This window comes from Bacteroides sp. NSJ-39 (assembly GCF_014287315.1).
Taxonomy (GTDB): Bacteria; Bacteroidota; Bacteroidia; order Bacteroidales; family Bacteroidaceae; genus Bacteroides; species Bacteroides finegoldii.
The window spans coordinates 86,071-104,649 of the sequence record NZ_JACOOB010000016.1; the positions used below are offsets into that span (position 1 = coordinate 86,071).

15 protein-coding genes are annotated in these 18,579 nt (G+C 45.0%); 5 read left to right on the forward strand and 10 right to left on the reverse strand.

Annotation, left to right across the window (positions count from 1 at the left end):
* Nucleotides 1-64 precede the first annotated feature (64 nt).
* From H8S63_RS15905 to H8S63_RS15925, 5 genes are read right to left on the reverse strand one after another with little or no spacing between them, the layout of a single operon-like run.
* Complete coding sequence (locus H8S63_RS15905) at nucleotides 65-1,402, reverse strand: TolC family protein (protein WP_186927353.1); 1,338 nt, start codon at nucleotides 1,400-1,402, stop codon at nucleotides 65-67.
* A gap of 9 nt (nucleotides 1,403-1,411) precedes the next feature.
* A complete protein-coding gene (locus tag H8S63_RS15910) occupies nucleotides 1,412-2,512 on the reverse strand; it encodes an efflux RND transporter periplasmic adaptor subunit (RefSeq protein WP_055279212.1) in 1,101 nt (366 codons plus the stop codon).
* Between the two features lie 50 nt (nucleotides 2,513-2,562).
* Nucleotides 2,563-3,804: an ABC transporter permease gene (locus tag H8S63_RS15915; RefSeq protein ID WP_186927354.1), complete on the reverse strand. Its 1,242-nt coding sequence runs from the start codon at nucleotides 3,802-3,804 to the stop codon at nucleotides 2,563-2,565.
* A 4-nt stretch (nucleotides 3,805-3,808) separates the two neighbouring features.
* A complete protein-coding gene (locus tag H8S63_RS15920; RefSeq protein ID WP_186927355.1) occupies nucleotides 3,809-5,068 on the reverse strand; it encodes an ABC transporter permease in 1,260 nt (419 codons plus the stop codon).
* A gap of 13 nt (nucleotides 5,069-5,081) precedes the next feature.
* The gene (locus H8S63_RS15925; RefSeq protein ID WP_007756800.1) at nucleotides 5,082-5,798 is read right to left on the reverse strand and encodes an ABC transporter ATP-binding protein; all 717 of its coding nucleotides are present in this window, start codon (nucleotides 5,796-5,798) and stop codon (nucleotides 5,082-5,084) included.
* Between the two features lie 179 nt (nucleotides 5,799-5,977).
* Here H8S63_RS15925 and H8S63_RS15930 point away from each other — a divergent pair, with 179 nt between their 5' ends.
* The gene (locus tag H8S63_RS15930; protein WP_022275422.1) at nucleotides 5,978-6,958 is read left to right on the forward strand and encodes an ROK family protein; all 981 of its coding nucleotides are present in this window, start codon (nucleotides 5,978-5,980) and stop codon (nucleotides 6,956-6,958) included.
* 160 nt (nucleotides 6,959-7,118) lie between these two features.
* Here the strand turns inward: H8S63_RS15930 and rplS are convergent, their stop codons facing one another.
* Nucleotides 7,119-7,469, reverse strand: coding sequence for a 50S ribosomal protein L19 (rplS, locus tag H8S63_RS15935; protein WP_004296199.1), 351 nt, complete (start codon nucleotides 7,467-7,469; stop codon nucleotides 7,119-7,121).
* 155 nt (nucleotides 7,470-7,624) lie between these two features.
* Here rplS and H8S63_RS15940 point away from each other — a divergent pair, with 155 nt between their 5' ends.
* From H8S63_RS15940 to H8S63_RS15950, 3 genes are read left to right on the forward strand one after another with little or no spacing between them, the layout of a single operon-like run.
* Nucleotides 7,625-8,410, forward strand: a complete 786-nt coding sequence (locus H8S63_RS15940) for a 5'-nucleotidase C-terminal domain-containing protein (protein WP_186927356.1) — start codon at nucleotides 7,625-7,627, stop codon at nucleotides 8,408-8,410.
* Between the two features lie 26 nt (nucleotides 8,411-8,436).
* Nucleotides 8,437-9,267 carry a bifunctional UDP-sugar hydrolase/5'-nucleotidase gene (locus H8S63_RS15945; protein WP_186927357.1) on the forward strand — a complete coding sequence of 277 codons (831 nt, stop codon included), beginning with the start codon at nucleotides 8,437-8,439 and terminating at the stop codon, nucleotides 9,265-9,267.
* Nucleotides 9,264-12,275 carry a glycoside hydrolase family 3 N-terminal domain-containing protein gene (locus H8S63_RS15950; RefSeq protein ID WP_186927358.1) on the forward strand — a complete coding sequence of 1,004 codons (3,012 nt, stop codon included), beginning with the start codon at nucleotides 9,264-9,266 and terminating at the stop codon, nucleotides 12,273-12,275. Before H8S63_RS15945 ends, H8S63_RS15950 begins: the two co-directional genes overlap by 4 nt.
* Before the next feature lie 98 nt (nucleotides 12,276-12,373).
* On the opposite strand, the gene H8S63_RS15955 is transcribed toward H8S63_RS15950, so the two are convergent.
* The 4 genes from H8S63_RS15955 to H8S63_RS15970 all read right to left on the reverse strand — a co-directional run bounded on the left by H8S63_RS15955 (nucleotide 12,374) and on the right by H8S63_RS15970 (nucleotide 16,768).
* Nucleotides 12,374-13,000, reverse strand: coding sequence for an outer membrane beta-barrel protein (locus H8S63_RS15955; protein WP_007756808.1), 627 nt, complete (start codon nucleotides 12,998-13,000; stop codon nucleotides 12,374-12,376).
* A gap of 15 nt (nucleotides 13,001-13,015) precedes the next feature.
* Complete coding sequence (locus tag H8S63_RS15960) at nucleotides 13,016-13,651, reverse strand: DUF4136 domain-containing protein (protein WP_007756809.1); 636 nt, start codon at nucleotides 13,649-13,651, stop codon at nucleotides 13,016-13,018.
* Between the two features lie 236 nt (nucleotides 13,652-13,887).
* Nucleotides 13,888-14,253, reverse strand: coding sequence for a winged helix DNA-binding protein (locus H8S63_RS15965; protein WP_032839862.1), 366 nt, complete (start codon nucleotides 14,251-14,253; stop codon nucleotides 13,888-13,890).
* A gap of 34 nt (nucleotides 14,254-14,287) precedes the next feature.
* On the reverse strand, nucleotides 14,288-16,768 hold the full coding sequence (locus H8S63_RS15970; RefSeq protein WP_186927359.1) for an FAD-dependent oxidoreductase: 2,481 nt from the start codon (nucleotides 16,766-16,768) through the stop codon (nucleotides 14,288-14,290).
* 129 nt (nucleotides 16,769-16,897) lie between these two features.
* On the opposite strand from H8S63_RS15970, the gene H8S63_RS15975 reads away from it, so the two are divergent.
* Complete coding sequence (locus H8S63_RS15975) at nucleotides 16,898-18,238, forward strand: sigma-54 dependent transcriptional regulator (RefSeq protein ID WP_007756821.1); 1,341 nt, start codon at nucleotides 16,898-16,900, stop codon at nucleotides 18,236-18,238.
* Nucleotides 18,239-18,579 lie beyond the last annotated feature (341 nt).

Here is an 18,579-nt window from a genome sequence, read left to right on the forward strand (position 1 = left end):
ATAACGAATGAACCAACGGATATGTTTTAAGGAACTACTATACTAAACTCAAATATATTTCTTTTTATTCAATGACTTGTCCTTTGTAGAAATCCAGAATTTTAGTCCTGAACAGATAGTCGTATTTTGCTTGCAACTTATCCGAAAGAGCTTTCGTCAGATTAAGTTTGGCTTCATTATATTCTACAAAGGTAGCTTTGCCGTTATTGAATTTCTCACTCATCAAGCGGAAAGACTCCTCGTTAGCTTTCACTGCCACTTCACTGGAGTTGTACTTGCTTTCAGCAGCTAGAGCATTATACCAAGCCTGCTGAATCTCTTTGTAGAGTACTTTCTTTGCGTTATCCAATCTCAAAGATAAGTCTATTTGTTGTAAACGAGCGGTGCGTACTTGGTTTCGTGTAGAAAAACGATTAAAGATCGGAACGCTCAAATTGAATCCTACATACTTATTCAAGTTGTTCTTTATCTGACTGCCGAAGCTGTTTTCTGATCTTCCGCTCACAGTATAATAATTGCTACCCAAACCGGCGCTGAAAGAGAGTTGTGGATAAAACGCACTTTGGGCAATACGAATACTATTAAGACTACCTTGTAAACGGTATTCTGCAGCCTTAATGCTTGGTTTGTAAGCAAGTGCCTGTGTATATATGTCATCCGGCGGAGTGAGAGATTCGAACTCTAGTTCTTCCTTAGGACTTTCGAGCACGAATCCTTCAGGCGTAGGTAATTCCAAAAGTTGGGTGAGGTCTAATAATGACAACTTGTATGTATTGTCTGATTGTACAGCAGTCATTTCATCCTGTGCAACACGGGCTTGTGCTTCGGCCACTTCAGAAGAGGACGCCTTACCCACTCCGTGGAGCCCTTGGATGCGCTTTAACTGGTCTTTGCTTAAATCTACCTGATTATGAGCAACCTTACTTAATTCTTGGTTGAATAAAACCTGCAAATAAGCGGAAGTGACATTGATTGCAATGTCTTCTTTGGCTTTATTCAAATCTTCTATAGCAGCTTTTAAATCCAGTTTGGCAAGTGAATATTGGTTGGGCAATTGCAAACCGGTAAATATAGGTACGTTTGTTCCCAAGCTGAAACTGGTATTGGCGCTGTTGATGTCACTATACGAGTTGTCTATCGGAGAAGCGGTACGCCCCCAACTCCAGTTTTGACTGGCACTACCACTCAAATTCGGAAGGCGTGCCCATTTAGTGGTGTTTACGCTCACTTTGCCTGCTTCGACATTATTGGCCGATTGACGGATTTCTATATTATGCTCAATGGCATAGTCGATACATTGCCGCAGCGTCCACGCTTGCGAAGGGTTGTTCTGTGCCTGGATGGAGATGATTCCGACTCCGGCAAGCAGAAAGGCTGATATGGTTTTACGAATTATTTTCATCGGATTCAATTATTTATCTTTTTTCTCTGCACCACGTATTTTGTCCTGAATGGTTACCCCTTTCTTGATTTCTATCTTGATCCCATCACTCATACCGGCAGTCACCTGTGTACGCTGGAACTTTTGTTCGGGCACTGAATCTGTCATGATGTACACAAATGTAGAGTCACCACTAAATTCAACAGTGCTTTCGGGTACTGCCAATACCTGATTGGCTCTTTGTAATACGATTTCCGCATTAGCCGAATATCCGGAACGGATCAGTACGGAATCCGGAATGGTAATTGCAGCCTTGATTTCAAATTGGTTGGCACCATTGGTTTCTACCCCTTTCGGAGAGATATATTCCAGAATGGCGTTGAAAGTCAGATTCTGCAAAGCTCCGATTGTCAGTTTGATCGGCATCTGTTCATGGATACGTCCCACTTCCGTTTCATCAATATTACCACGGAAAATCATGTCGTTCATATTGGCTACTGTGGCGATAGTGGTTCCGTCGTTGAAAGTGTTGCTCATGATAACGGAGTTTCCAGCCTTGACAGGTATATCCAGAATCAGTCCGTCGATAGTGGAACGAATCAGGGTACTGCTGAAAGAGGCACTGTTTTTGGTAATCCCTTCTTTTACGATTTCCAGATTATCTTTAGCCGTCTGTCTTTCTTCGCGAGCCTGCTTCAAAGCTACTTCACTTTTCTCATATTCTTCCCGGCTAATCAGCTGATCTTCGTACAACTTCTTTACGCGGGCAAAATCCGTTTCTGCCTGTGTTGCATTAATCTCTGCCAGGCGCACACGACTTTCCGCAGAATTCAGTTGACCGAGTTCAGGGATTACTTTTACTTTGGCGATAACTTCCCCTTTCTTCACAGCTTGTCCGGCTTCTTTGTACACTTCGTCGATAATACCCGAAATCTGCGGCTTGATTAAGATTTCGTCTCTCGGTTCCACCTTTCCGGTAGCTACTGTTGTTTTTTGGAGGTCAGTCACTTCCGGTCTAACTGTTTCGTAAGTGATTACCTTAGGTTTGGATTTCTGATAAAGGAACACAAATGTTCCGACAAGAATGATAGCAACGACTACCAATAATGCGATTTTCAGATACTTTTTCATCTTGGATATATATGTTTAATTTCTAATTCTCAACTCTCCATTCTCAACTTCTACTCCTCCCGGATCGCTTCAATCGGTTTGATAGCCATAGCCCGGTAAGCGGGTGCCAGTCCGGCTAGCATACCCAACGCAATCAGTAAGATACACGTTCCGACTGCCAGTCCGAAGGTAACTTGGAAACGGATATCACCTCCATTTGAGTTAGCTGCCATTTCTGTTAGTTGCAGCACTATGACGGCAAAGGAGATTCCGCACATTCCTGCAAGGGCGGTCAGCACTATGCTTTCAGACAGAATCTGTTGCAGGATATCTTTCGGACGTGCTCCGATTGCCCGGCGGATACCGATTTCAGTGGTACGCTCTTTTACGGTGACCATCATGATATTGGACACGCCGATAGCACCCGCCAGCAAAGTTCCCAATCCTACCATCCAGATGAGTATATGGATACCGGTAAACAAGTTATCGATCATAGAAAACATCGCTTCGGCATTCAGATACATAAGTGCCTGTTTGTCGTTGGGAGCGATATAATGCGCAGCTTTAATGATCTGTTCCATTCGGGGTTGTATGTCGGATACCTTGACTCCATGTTTCACGGTGAAACAGATCACGTCAATCTGCCCTCCCAGATTGTAAGTCTGTTGCATGGTAGTAAAAGGAAGGATGACCGCCTCCGAAGACCGTCCTTGTATGCTCATGTTTCCTTCGGAAGCAGACATTCCGATGACTTGGTAATAAATTCCATCCACACGTATGTATTTGCCACACGGATCTTCGTCCGGCTTGAAAAGACTCTCGTAGATTCTTTTCCCGATAACGCATACTTTGCGTGCTTCTTTTATATCTACATCATTGATAAACCTGCCGTATGCTATCTCCTGTGATTCGATATGGAGATAGTCCGGATACAGTCCTTTCACACTGCAATCGTATTTTTTATCTTCGTATACGGCTTTGGAGCCCCAGCGGGCTGCGGAAGGAGTAATCACTTCCGCTTCTTTGACTTGTGACCGGAGGCGGTTGATATCTGTTGCTTCCAGATCCCACCATCTTCCTTTGCGAAAACCTTTGTAAGCCTCGCCCGTTCTTTGCGCGGCAAGGAAACCGGAGTTGGTGGCAAATCCTTCAAAGTTTTTCTTCATCATCTCTTCCAATCCTTGTCCGCCTCCGATAAGGGCTACGAGCATGAAGATTCCCCAGAACACGCCGAATGCGGTCAGCAGGCTTCTTGTTTTATTTCTTGTGATGGTAATGAGGATTTCCTCACAGGTGTCCATGTCTATTTTCATAATCTTAATCTGCTCTAAGTGCTTCAATCGGACGGATGCTGACAGCCTTGCGGGCAGGGAACAATCCGGCTAACGTTCCGGCGATTATTAATGTAAGTGTAGCTTGAATGGCGATTTTTATATCGACGGTCGGATTCAGGAAGACGGTTGTTGTCCATCCGCCGGTATCCATGACTTGATTGCCGAAAGCGGTATTCATCCATTCGGTCACTCCGATGCCCGCCACCATACCTATGTAGCCGAATAAAGTAGTGATGATTACACTTTCTACAATAATCAGCCAAAGGATCGAGCCCGGTCTGGCTCCCAACGCTTTGCGGATACCGAATTCGCGTGTACGTTCTTTAACGGTGATCAGCATGATATTGGATACTCCTACAATGCCGCTTAAAAGAGTGAAAATGCCGATCACCCAAATTCCGGTACGTAGAATGGCCATACCTTTTTGTTGTTGCAGATAATTGGTGAACTGATTCCATATCCATAAGGCGCTGTTGTCGGTAGGATCGAAACGGTGGTTGGCTCCCAACGCTTTCCGATACTCTTTTTCAAAATTATTATTCGCTTCAATCGTCTCCATATTCTTCGTAGCAATGGTCAGACAGCTCAGCTTGTCTCCTTTATTATAGATCGTTTGCAAGGTAGAGAAAGGTATGAGGGCAGGTTTCTCACCGCTATCTCCTTTGTCGTTGCAAAGTCCCACTACCCGATAGGCAACGTTTCCCATATTGACAAACTGCCCGATAGGTTCGGTATGCGTCTTATGAAAAAGAATCTCAGCCGTTTTTTTATGCAGGACGATTACTTTCCGTCTTTCTTTAATATCCGTCTCATTAATAAAACGTCCTTTAAAGAGCTTTATGGTTTCTATTTCTATATGATTGGGAAAGACGCCTGCCAACCCGACACTGGCATATTCCGAGCCGAAACTGATGGTGACGGTACCTTGCCAGATGGAAGCTCCGGCCTTAATTACATAATCCGGAAAACGAGTGTCGGTGATCCGTAAGTCCTTGTTGTCCAGCTGGATTTTCCGTCCCTCTTTGAGTCCGTCGTAAGACTTGGAAGTCCATCCCGGATAGATTTTAATACTGTTCAGTGCACGTTCCGAAGAAGACTCTTCGAAAGCATGAATCAGTCCGTTGCCGGCCCCTAAGAGGACGATAAGCATGAATATTCCCCATGCCACAGCGAACCCTGTGAGGAAAGTCCTTAGCTTGTTGCGCTTAATGGTGCTGTATATTTCTTGCCAGATGTCGATCATGTCTGATTGGTCTTTATTTCATGAATCCGTTTTTACCGAAAGGAGAAGCGTCATGGGCAATGTTGTCTTCGATTCGTTCAATGATACCGTCCTTAATGTGTATTATCTTGTCGGTCTGGTTGGCAACTCCGCTTTCGTGTGTGACGACTACGATGGTCATCCCCGTCCGGTGCAGGTCTTTCAGTATTTGCATCACTTCTACGGAGGTCTTACTGTCCAATGCTCCTGTGGGCTCGTCCGCCAGAATAATTTGCGGTCGGGTGATGAGTGCGCGGGCGATGGCTACACGCTGTTTCTGTCCGCCGCTCATCTCGTTCGGCATATGATGCGCCCAATCCTTCAACCCCAGACGGTCGAGGTATTCCAAAGCAAGGGCATTGCGCTTTTTACGGCTTACTCCTTGATAGAATAAAGGAAGTGCTACATTCTCTACTGCGTCTTTGAACGATATCAGATTGAATGATTGGAAGATAAATCCGATCATGCGGTTCCGGTATTCGGAGGCTTTGGTTTCGCTTAGATTTTTGATGAGTACGTTGTTCAGATAATAATCTCCGGTATCGTAATTATCAAGAATACCTAATATGTTAAGTAAAGTCGATTTTCCTGACCCTGACGCTCCCATGATGGAAACAAATTCACCTTGCCCGATGTGGAGGTCGATACCCTTGAGCACATGAAGAGGTGCTCCGTTATTATAGGTCTTATTGATATTTGTCAGTTGTATCACAGTTTCCTTTATTTAGTTTCAGTTTTCTTATGAATTTCTTCTATTAGACGGTAGCGAGAAAAGAAAAGTTGCAAAGAGGTTGAACTTTTTTTGAAAAACATTTTGTAGACTCAATCTTCTTTACGTAATTTGTGTGCAGTAAACTTAATGATTAACTAACCCTTTTAAATAAAAGTATCATGAATTCAAACATGGAGAAACCCTACGTAGTAGGTATTGACATAGGCGGAACAAATACCGTCTTTGGAATTGTAGACGCACGCGGAACTATTATAGCAAGCAGTTCTATCAAAACATCCGGTTATCCTACGGTAGAAGAATATGCAGATGAAGTGTGCAAAAATCTTCTTCCATTGATTATCGCCAATGGCGGTGTGGATAAAATCAGAGGTATCGGTGTGGGTGCTCCGAATGGTAACTACTATACAGGAACTATCGAGTTCGCTCCGAATTTGCCTTGGAAAGGTATTCTTCCGTTGGCTGCTATGTTTGAAGAAAGACTGGGCATTCCTACAGCCCTGACAAACGATGCTAATGCTGCCGCTATCGGTGAAATGACATACGGCGCCGCCCGTGGCATGAAAGACTTTATCATGATTACACTAGGTACAGGTGTAGGTAGCGGTATCGTTATCAACGGTCAGATGGTGTATGGTCATGATGGTTTTGCCGGTGAGTTGGGACATGTTATCGCTCGTCGCGATGGTCGTCTTTGTGGTTGCGGCCGTAAAGGTTGTCTGGAAACCTATTGTTCGGCTACCGGTGTAGCCCGTACTGCTCGCGAATTTTTGGCTGCCCGCACGGATGCAAGTCTGCTCCGTAATATTCCTGCAGAAAACATTACTTCAAAGGATGTATATGACGCAGCCGTTCAAGGCGATAAACTGGCACAGGAAATCTTCGAATTTACCGGAAATATTTTGGGTGAAGCTTTGGCGGACGCTATCGCATTCTCCAGTCCCGAAGCAATTGTATTGTTCGGTGGTTTGGCTAAGTCCGGTGACTATATCATGAAACCGATTCAGGAATCAATCGATAGGAATATCCTGAATATCTATAAAGGTAAGACGAAATTGCTCGTTTCCGAACTGAAGGATTCTGATGCCGCCGTACTGGGTGCCAGTGCATTGGCTTGGGAATTGAAGGATCTGAAAGAATAATATATCATTATTGTAATAAAGGTAATGAAGCCTCGGGAGTTTATGACTCTCGGGGTTTTATGTTTCAGAGTGGAAGATCAGAGGGAGGAATGACAATAAAAAAGGAAACTTCCATTGCAGGAAGTTCCCTTTTTTATTTCGAATCGAAAAGTAACTAGGATTAGTTAGCTCTTTTTTCTTTGATTCTAGCTTTCTTACCGGTAAGAGCACGCAGGTAGTACAATTTAGCGCGACGAACTTTACCTACCTTGTTCACTTCGATGCTATCGATAGCCGGTGATTCGATTGGGAAAATTCTTTCTACGCCTATAGTTCCTGACATTTTACGTACAGTAAAACGTTTCTTGTCTCCGTGACCGGCGATTTTGATAACAACACCACGGTACAACTGTACACGTTCTTTGTTACCTTCGATAATACGATATGCTACTGTTACAGTGTCTCCTGCTTTGAAGCTCGGGTGCTGTTTTCCGGTAGCAAATGCTTCTTCTGCAATTTTAATTAAATCCATTGTTGTTATTATTAAATTGTTTCATCGTTACAACGCAACATACCAAGTATCTCTTCTCTTGACAGCGATTGCGCGAAAGCGGTGCAAAGTAACGAATTATTTGTCAGATAGCCAAATGTTTTCGTATATTTGTAGCATATCTAAAAATAGCGAACATGAAACAGACTTATGTAAAGTATCTGATTGTAGCCGTGTTGGCGGGAGGTTTCCTCTTTACGTCCTGTCGCTCGGCACGGGAAACCACGGCTAACTACGAAGTGGTTGGAGTAAAAGGCAGTATGATTACGATCGATTCGGTCTGGGATGCGAATCCCGACAAAAGAGCTGCTGAGATATTGAAGCCCTATAAGGACAAAGTAGATGCGATGATGTATGAAGTCATTGGCACCAGTGAAATGATAATGGATAAAGGGAATCCGGAAAGCCTCCTTTCCAATCTTGTGGCAGGTGTGTTGCAGCAGGCGGCGGTTCGGGTATTGGGTAAACCTGCCGATATGGGATTGGTAAATATGGGAGGATTGCGCAATATCCTGCCGAAGGGAGATATCACCGTTGGCGAAATCTTCGAAATCCTTCCTTTCGAGAATTCGCTTTGTGTGTTGACAATGAAGGGGGCGGACATGAAACGTCTTTTTAAGGCTATCGCTTCCTTGCATGGAGAAGGAGTGAGCGGCATTCGTATGGAAATCAGTAAGGAAGGCGAACTGCTGAATGTAACCATTGGCGGACAACCGGTGAAGGATGACCAATCTTATACGGTAGCTACCATCGATTATCTGGCGGATGGAAACGGGCGGATGGACGCTCTTCTGCAAGCGGAGAAACGTGTATGTCCGGAGAACGCTACTTTGCGCGGCCTGTTTCTTGAATATGTGCGGAAGCAGACTGCCGAAGGTAAGCTGATTACCTCCAGACTGGATGGACGTATTTCTATAAAATAAAAAAGGAGAACCTAAAAATGTTGGATATGAGAAGAATTCAGATATCATTTCTGCTGTGCTTGGTAGTAAGCTTTGCCTTTTCCCTATTTGCGCAGGATACTAAAGAACTTATACTTTTGCAGACTAGCGATGTGCATAGTCGTATTGAACCGGTCAATCAGAAAGGTGACCACAATTATAATGAAGGAGGATTTGTCCGCCGGGCTACTTTCCTTGAACAGTTCCGCAAAGAGCACGACAATGTATTGTTGTTCGATTGCGGGGATATTTCGCAGGGGACTCCCTATTATAATATGTTTCAGGGGGAAGTGGAAATTAAGTTGATGAACGAAATGGGCTATGACGCGATGACTATCGGCAATCATGAGTTTGATTTCGATGTGGATAACATGGCCCGTATTTTCAAGATGGCAAAGTTTCCGGTAGTCTGTGCCAATTATAATTTGGAAGCTACGGTATTGAAAGATATTGTAAAGCCATACGTTATTTTAGAGAAATATGGTTTGAAAATAGGTGTCTTCGGTCTGGGAGCGGAACCGGAAGGATTGATTCAGGCTAATAAATGTGAAGGAATAGTTTATGAGGACCCGGTCGGGGTATCGAATGAAGTGGCTGCTTTGCTGAAAGAAAAAGGATGTGATGTTGTGGTATGTCTGTCGCATTTGGGAATTCAGATGGACGAACGCCTGGTGGCGAATACACGTAATATCGATGTGATTTTGGGCGGGCATTCGCACACCTTTATGAAAGGCCCGAAAACATATTTGAACATGGATGGAGAAGAAGTGGCTGTCATGCACACGGGGAAGAGTGGTGTGCGTGTAGGCCGTCTTGATTTGACTTTGGAACATAAATGAAGAAACTTTCCTCAATCTTAGCGTTTTTATTTCTTATTTCAGCCGGACCGGTAACGGGTTCGGCTCAAAATGCTGCTGCCGTTGAACCGCAGTTGGTATATAAGGCTCTTCAGGATAAGGACTGCCGCCATTGGGTAGACTCGGTAATGGATAGGCTTTCCTTCAAAGAAAAAGTCGGGCAGTTATTTATCTATACCATCGCTCCTGTGGATACCAAACGAAATCTGGAATTGCTGCGTGAAGCCGTTGATACTTATAAAGTGGGGGGACTTCTTTTTTCCGGTGGAAAACTGCAGAACCAGGTCAACTTGACGAATCGGGCGCAACGGCAAGCCAAAGTACCTGTTATGATTACTTTCGATGGAGAATGGGGGCTGGCAATGCGTTTGCGCGGCACACCTGTTTTCCCGAGAAATATGGTGCTGGGCTGTATTCAGGACAATCGGTTGATTCATGCGTATGGGCGTGAAGTAGCCCGCCAGTGCAAACAGATTGGGGCTCAGGTTAATTTTGCTCCGGTGGCGGATGTGAATATCAATCCGAAGAATCCGGTGATTAATACCCGTTCTTTCGGAGAAAATCCGATACAGGTGGCAGATAAGGTTATCGCTTACGCATCCGGCCTGGAAGAAGGAGGAGTACTGTCTGTATGCAAGCATTTTCCCGGTCATGGAGATACGGATATTGATTCGCATAAGGCGTTGCCTGTGCTTCCTTTCACTCGCGAGCGGTTGGACAGTGTAGAACTTTATCCTTTTAAAAGAGCGATCCGGGCAGGATTGGGCGGTATGATGGTCGGCCATTTGCAAGTGCCCATCATAGAACCGGTGGGCGGACTCCCATCGTCATTGTCTCGCAATGTGGTGTATGATTTGCTGACGGACGAATTGGCTTTTAGAGGGCTGATATTTACAGATGCGCTTGCCATGAAAGGGGTGTCGGGGAATGGAAGTGTCAGTTTGCAAGCATTGAAAGCGGGAAATGATATGGTGCTGGCTCCCCGTAATCTGAAAGCGGAGATATCCGCCGTATTGGAAGCCATTGAAAAAGGGGAGTTGAGCCGGGAGGATATTGAGAGTAAATGCCGTAAGGTGCTGACTTATAAATATGCACTGGGATTAAAGAAAAAGCCGTTTGTGCAAGTATCCGGTTTGGAACAGCGTATTAACACTCCTCAGACACGTGATTTAATCCGTCGGTTGAATTGGGCGGCGATTACTGTGCTGAACAATAAGAACCATATTTTACCGTTGCACGCGGACAAGGAACAGAAGATTGCATTGCTCGAAGTTGGAAAACCGGGTGAGACGAATGCGCTGGCGAGTCAGATGTCCCGTTATACTTCATTGGTCCGTTTCCGTCTTCGTGCCAATCAGACTGAACAGGAAAATCAGAAGTTGCGTGATTCGCTGGCTGCTTATAAACGGATTGTAGTAGCGGTCAGTGAACAACGATTGGGGGCTTATCAGTCTTTCTTTGCCAAGTTTGTTCCTAAAAGCCCGGCTATCTATCTGTTCTTTACACCCGGCAAAATGATGTTGCAGATTCAACGTGCGGTGTCCCGCGCATCAGCCGTGATATTGGGGCATAGCCATAATGGTGACGTGCAGCGGCAGGTGGCTGATATCTTATATGCCAAAGCCACGGCGGACGGAAGGTTGTCGGCAAGTATAGGCGGATTGTTTCCCACAGGGGCGGGAGTGACCATTACACCGAGAACGCCTTTACATTTCATCCCGGAGGAGCATGGTCTTTCGTCCGTTCTTCTGAAAAAGATTGACGCCATTGCACTGGACGGCATTCAGCAGGGAGCCTATCCCGGTTGCCAGATAGTTGTTTTGAGAAACGGGCATATCATGTATGATAAAGCGTTCGGTACGTATGCGGGAAAGGGCAGTCCTCGTGTTGAATCTACGGATATTTACGATTTGGCCTCTTTATCCAAAACTACGGGAACTCTGCTGGCTATTATGAAACTTTACGATAAAGGACGTTTCAGCCTTACCGATAAGATTTCGGATTATTTACCGTTCCTGCAACGTACAGACAAGAAAGATATCACTATTCAGGAAATCCTGCTTCACCAGTCCGGTTTGCCATCTTGGATACCGTTCTATCAGGAAGTGATAGATAAGGATAGTTACGACGGACGATTATTCAGTGCGCGTAGGGATGCGAAACATCTGTTACGGATTGGTACGACCACATGGGCGAATCCGGATTTTAAGTTTAAAAAAGAATATATCTCGTCTGTCGGGACCGGGGATTATACCGTTCAAATCTGTGATAGTATATGGCTGAACCGTTCATTCAGGAAAGTGATAGAAGAGAAAATTGCGGAAACTCCATTGAGACAGAAACGCTATGTATATAGTGACATCGGATTTATTCTGTTGGGAATGCTGGTGGAACAGTTGGCGGAAATGCCGATGGAAGCCTATCTGCAACGTGAATTTTACGGACCGATGGGGTTGGAGCGCACGGGTTATTTGCCTTTACGCCGCTTTGCCAAATCGGAGATTGTGCCTTCCAATAAAGATCGTTTCTTGCGAAAAGAGACTTTGCAAGGCTTTGTTCATGATGAGGCTTCTGCTTTCTTTGGTGGATTGGGTGGGAATGCCGGACTTTTTTCCACAGCCCGTGAGGTTGCCCGTATCTATCAGATGTTATTGAATGGAGGGGAGTTGGACGGACAGCGTTATCTGAGTAAGGAAACCTGTCAACTGTTTACTACAGAAGTTTCAAAGATAAGCCGGCGCGGTTTGGGATTCGACAAACCGGATATGACTGATTCGAAGAAAGGGAACTGTGCTCCCGGTGTGCCTGCCGAAGTGTATGGTCATACTGGGTTTACCGGGACCTGTGCTTGGGTGGACCCTGTGAATGAGTTGGTCTATGTCTTTTTGAGTAACCGGGTTTATCCGGACGCGACCAACCGTAAATTGAATCAATTGCACATTCGTGAAAGGATACAGGAAGCGATTTATGATGCGATGAAGAAAAAGTAATCCCTCCTTTTCCGGCAAGCTATAAAATGGAATGCCCCTCTGCTCGTGGAAGCAGAGAGGCATTCTTTTTATTAACGTAATTCTGATAGAGTTTAGCCTTAGAATGATACACCCAGTCGGAAACCGAAGTTGTTCAGTCCGTCTACACTGTAATGCAGTACATCAGCCTTGTTGGTACCATAGCTGTAGTAGAGAGCGAAGTGTAGTCCCGGTCCGTATACCCAAGGAAATACGTTGATACCGATTTCAGGAGAAGCGTAGAAGCCCCAACTGTTTTCTCTTGCTTCGAGCATATTGAAGTTGGAACGGATTTTAGCATATTCGGCACCTAGTTTAGCGCTGACGTATGGTTGTACGGATCCACCGCGATTCCATTGGTAACGGGCAGCAGCACCGAAAGGCAATTGGAACATGGTGTGTTGCTGGTCGGTAGTTACCTCACCGGCTCCCAGTTGGAAGGTTTCACGGCCTACATATTCGTGGTTCGTATGGTAGTTTAGGAAAAGACCTAAACCGATATTAGGAGTCACGAAATAACCACCTTCAAAGTTCATACCCCAACCACTGGACTTGTCGGCAAAATGATTGCCGAGGGGAACATTAAACTGCCAGTCGATATTAGCATATCCGTTGTCTGATAGCTGTGCCTTAGCCGGCATGGCGAAGGCGATGGCAATAGCCGCCAAGGCTACTACCTTGAAGTATATATTTTTTCTTGTTTTCATAACAGTTGTAGTTGTTTATTTGTTAGTAAGATAAGGTGACTGAGTGAATGACTGATTGACAGCTTCCACTGCAAGAGTACGGTTGACAGCGCTCGAACCTGTTTCAAATCCGGTCAGATAACTGGTCCATACAACAGGGAGTTTGGCTTTTTCACCTTGGTCGGCGTTCAAGTCCACCATTTCCGTCAGGAATGAGTTGGTGCTATAACTGTAAGTCACAGCGTACGGATAGTACCATCCGCCACCCCAGTTTCCGCCCCAGTAACCGGGTCCCCAATAGCCGGGATAGCCCCACCACCATTCGGGCTGATTGTAGCTGGTGAAATAATAAGTACTTTCGATGTAGCTTACTTGGATACCAAGATCAGCATTTTCTTTGGTATCAGCGGCTGTATAGCCTCTGGCTTCCATGTTTTCCGTGTAAGCAGCCAGAATTTGTTCAGCGCCTTCTCCTTCGAGATATTCCGGTTCTTTACTGTCGTTGATTACCAGAATTTGATCTGCCAGATAGAATGTAGGAACTTTGAAGTCAGCTTTCTTGTCGTAGTTAGTGTATACCAGATAGTTGTTATCCAGCTTACCCATGTCCGGGTCTTTTTCGCAGGATGCGAGTGCAAAGACCGCCAATAAAATAGGAATTAATTTCTTCATATCTTTATAATGTTTAGGTTATATAAAAATCAGGCCCTGGTACCTTGGGGCTTTTGTTACAAACAACAACAAAGAAATAAAAAGGTTCGCACGAAGAATTATTTTGCCGGAAAATTAACATTTTTCTTTCTGTGTCTGTAATAAAGAAGAGAGTGTGTCATAATGAATAATAAAACGCGGATTAATTCATGTTAATCCGCGTTTTGAACTCTCTTTATAGTTTTGCAGAGAACCGTTTAAGATTCTGCGTCTTTGAACAGAGGTTTCAGTAATTCGGGGATTTCCACCTTCTGTATTTCCATGTCACAAACCCGTTCTCTTCCTGCAGCAGACAGGGTAAAGTACATTTGCCGCCGGTCCTCGCTTCCCAAAGTTCTTACGATCAGTCCTTTTTCTTCCAGTATCCGGAGCATTTTTGATGTATGGGAAGGGCTCAAATCTGTTTGTTTCGACAGGTTTGTTGCCGTCATTCTTTCCGAAGAGCACTTGAGAGCGCACAAAATCATGGCCTCGTTCAGCGTTATCTGGTAGACTTGCTCAAAGCTAGCCTCAAAATTGGTCATAGCTCTGAATACATCGCGTATGGCACATATTGTTTTCATATTTCTCATTGCATATATTTATTATTTCGTTCCGTTAAATAAACAGATTAACGTTGGCATTGTCGGCCCGTTCCATATAAGTCGCTACACCGCCGATAGTCACTTCGTCCAGAAGTTCTTCTTGTTTCACTCCCATCACATCCATCGACATCTGGCAGGCAATAAATTCCACTCCGTTCTCCAGAGCTTGTTGGCGCAGTGATTCCAAAGAATCAATACCTTTCTTATTCATGATATACCGCATCATTTTTCCGCCTATTCCTCCCATGCTCATCTTTGAAAGTTTCAGTTTCTTCGAGCTGGAAGGCAACATCATGCCAAACATTTTTCCAAAAATATCTTTCTCGGTTTCCGGCTTATGCAGTTTCTTGATAACGTTCAATCCCCAGAAAGTGAAGAAGATTGTAACTTTCTGTCCTGTGGCTGCCGCACCGTTGGCAAGTACAAAGGTAGCTAAAGCTTTATCTAAATCATCACTGAACATGATAAAAGTTTTTCCTTTGCCCTCACAAGAAGTAACAATATTGCACGCTTTTGGTTCTCCTTTTTCTATAATAACAACAGATTTTCCTCCGGATGCCTCTTTGGAAATGAGCTGATTGCCGGTCGAGCTGCACCATGCGGCAGCATCACGCGGGAATCCCGGATCGGTAGCCGTAATCTCTACCCGCTCGCCGGAAGCCAGTCCGTCCATCGTCTTTTTCATTTTCAGTATTGGACCGGGACATTGCAGCCCGCACGCATCCACACGGATTGTTTTTGCAGCTGCTACGGGAATTGCCGGTGCGGCTGACGGTTCGCTCGAAAGTGTCTTCTCTTGCGGTGAAGGGGATTCGTCTGTTTGGTCTTCATTCTCCTGGTGTATAACGATGGGGGCTGTGGCTGCACGGTAAGTCTTCAATCCGCCTGAAAGGTTACGTACTTTGTCAAATCCGTGTTGCGTCAATATCCGGTAAGCGAGATAACCGCGCAGGCCGACGGCGCAGAACGTATAAATCATACGGTCTTTCGGCAATTCCGACATCCGGTCCCGGAGTTCATCCAACGGGATATTGACCGCTCCCGGTAATGATCCTAATGCAAACTCGTCCTGTGTACGGACATCCAGTAAGAATTTATTCTCCATCTCGATGTCTCTCAGCTCCCTCCAGTAGACAGGATTCGTTTTACCCGTAATCATATCTTCCGCTACATATCCGGCTATTGCTACAGGATCTTTGGCGGAGGAGAATGGAGGAGCGTATGCCTGTTCTACTTTCATCAGGTCGTATACCGTACCTTGATGTTTGATGACAAGCGCAAGCTCGTCAATTCGCTTGTCCACTCCGTCATAGCCGACAATCTGTCCTCCGTACAGCCGTCCCGTTTGTTTGTCGAACGTAATCTTTATACTCATCGGCATAGCGTCCGGGTAGTATCCGGCATGAGAAGCGGGATGAATGGTAGACGACATATAATCGATACCTTCCAAGCGTAGCCGTTTGCCGGGCAAGCCGGTGGAAGCCACCGTCATATCAAAGACTTTGGCGATGGAAGTGCCGATGGAACCTTCGTATGGAATTTTAGCTCCCAGTATATTGTCTGCAACGATGCGTCCTTGGCGGTTGGCAGGGCCTGCAAGGTAGTTGAGCCAGGGCTTTCCGGTGATTGGATGGCGATATTCGATAGCGTCACCGATAGCATAAATGGCTTCGTCGGATGTCTGTAAATAGTTGTTCACGGCAATACCGCCGGCAGGCCCGATCGTTAGTTCGGCAGCCCGGGCCAGACTGGTTTCCGGCCGTACTCCGATGGATAGAATGACAATATCGGCAGAAATCGACTGTCCGTTCTTGAAAGTAACCTTCAGTCCTTTCCCTTCCCGTTCGAAAGAAGCTACGGCTTGTTCCAAATACAGGTTCACTCCTTTGTCCATCAGGTGTTGATGCACGAGCGAAGCCATCGAAAAGTCGATAGGAGCCATTACCTGATTCCCCATTTCCACAATCGAGACTTTCGCCCCTTGTGCGTGCAGGTTCTCGGCCATTTCGAGACCGATAAATCCGGCTCCTACCACTACCGCTTTTCGGGGAGAATGGCTGTTGATATATTCTTTGATACGGTCTGTATCTGTGACATTTCTTAGCGTGAAAATACCCGGAAGGTCGATTCCCGGTAATGGCGGCCGTACGGGAGAAGCTCCGGTTGATATCAGCAGTTTGTCGTAGCTCTCTTCATACGTATCCTCGCTACTCTGACGTACGGTGACTGTCTTTTTCTTCCGGTCAATAAAAATCACTTCGTTTTCCGTGCGGACATCAACACGGAAGCGTGTCGAGAATGCTTCGGGAGTCTGTACAAATAATTTTTCCCGTTCTTCAATCACTCCTCCTATATAATAAGGCAGCCCGCAATTGGCGTACGATATATGCTTTCCTTTTTCCAAAAGGATAATTTCTGCTGTCTCGTCTACTCGTCTGATTCGGGCAGCAGTGGTAGCTCCTCCTGCAACGCCTCCGATAATGATAATCTTCATAATTTTATAGTGTAAATAGTTTCCTATGGAAATAACGAACTATATATAAGAAATGTTCATAGACTCATCGAAAAAAGTTATATTTGCACACCCTGTTTTTTATTCTTCCATTAAATGTAAGTAAATTGTATGAGTAAGATTCTTATTGTTGACGATGAAATCCAGATTCGTAGCCTTTTGGCACGTATGCTGGAACTTGAAGGGTACGAAGTATGTCAGGCTGGCGATTGTAAAGCTGCTGTCAAACAACTTGAAGTCCAATCGCCCGATGTGGTTCTGTGTGATGTTTTTCTTCCTGATGGGAATGGGGTGGATTTAGTGCTGAATATCAAGAAGCAGGCTCCTAATGTGGAAGTGATTCTTCTCACCGCACATGGCAATATTCCTGACGGGGTGCAGGCGATCAAGAATGGTGCATTCGATTATATAACGAAGGGAGATGATAATAATAAGATCATTCCTTTGATTAGTCGTGCTGCGGAGAAAGCAAGAATGAATGTCCGGTTGGAAAAACTGGAGAAGAAAGTCGGGCAGATGTATTCGTTCGATTCTATTTTAGGAGAATCGAAAGTGCTGAAAGAGGCTATCTCTTTGGCACAGAAGGTGTCTGTCACGGATGTTCCGGTATTACTTACCGGAGAGACCGGGACAGGAAAAGAGGTTTTTGCTCAGGCTATCCATTATAATAGTAAGCGGAGTAAACAGAATTTCGTAGCGGTCAACTGCTCCTCTTTTAGTAAGGAATTATTAGAGAGTGAGATGTTCGGGCACAAGGCGGGCTCATTTACCGGTGCTTTGAAAGATAAGAAAGGGCTTTTTGAGGAAGCTCATAACGGAACGATTTTTCTGGATGAAATAGGGGAAATGGCTTTTGAACTGCAAGCCAAGTTACTGCGTATTCTTGAAACCGGCGAGTATATAAAAATAGGTGACACAAAGCCTACCAGGGTGAATGTGCGTATCATTGCTGCAACGAACCGCAACCTGCAGGAAGAAATCAAAGAGGGATGTTTTCGTGAAGATTTGTTCTATCGTCTTTCTGTATTTCAGGTGCATCTCCCTGCACTTCGTGAGCGGGCAGGGGATATCAGTATTCTTGCAGCAGCTTTTGCCAAGAGCTTTTCCGAGAAACTTTCGTATTCCATTAGTGAGATGACTCCCGCTTTTCTGGAGGCTTTGGAGAAACAGTCTTGGAAAGGAAATATCCGCGAATTGCGAAATGTTATCGAGCGTAGCCTGATTGTCTGCGAAGGTGGGCGGTTGGATATTTGCGATTTACCTTTGGAAATTCAAAATACTCATTACGAATGTTCGGACGATAGTGCGGAGGGCTTTGAACTGGCGGCAATGGAACGAAGACATATTGCCCGTGTTTTGGAATACACTAAGGGAAATAAAACGGAAACTGCCCGTTTGCTGAAAATTGGACTTACTACGTTGTATAGAAAGATAGAAGAGTATAAAATCTGATTGAGACCTGTTCATATCTTTAATATATCAGAAAGAGTATTTCTCCTCGTGGATTTAAAATTGAAGATTATCTGCTATCCTACACCATTCTCACTTTATGTTGTTGAATATTAGTATATTAATAGTGTGTAGGATAGTGGTGTGGGATGGTTGCAGATGCGGTGTATCTTACACCTTTCCCTCGCTCATCCTTACACTTTCCCTTACTTATCCTTACGCACTGTCTTTGCCATCCTGCTTTTCACCAAGTGTTTCCTGCGTATGAAACTTTAGTTTCCCCCTCTTGAAACTCCAGTTTCCTCTGCCTGAAACTTTAGTTTCCCCTGCTTGAACCTCTAGTT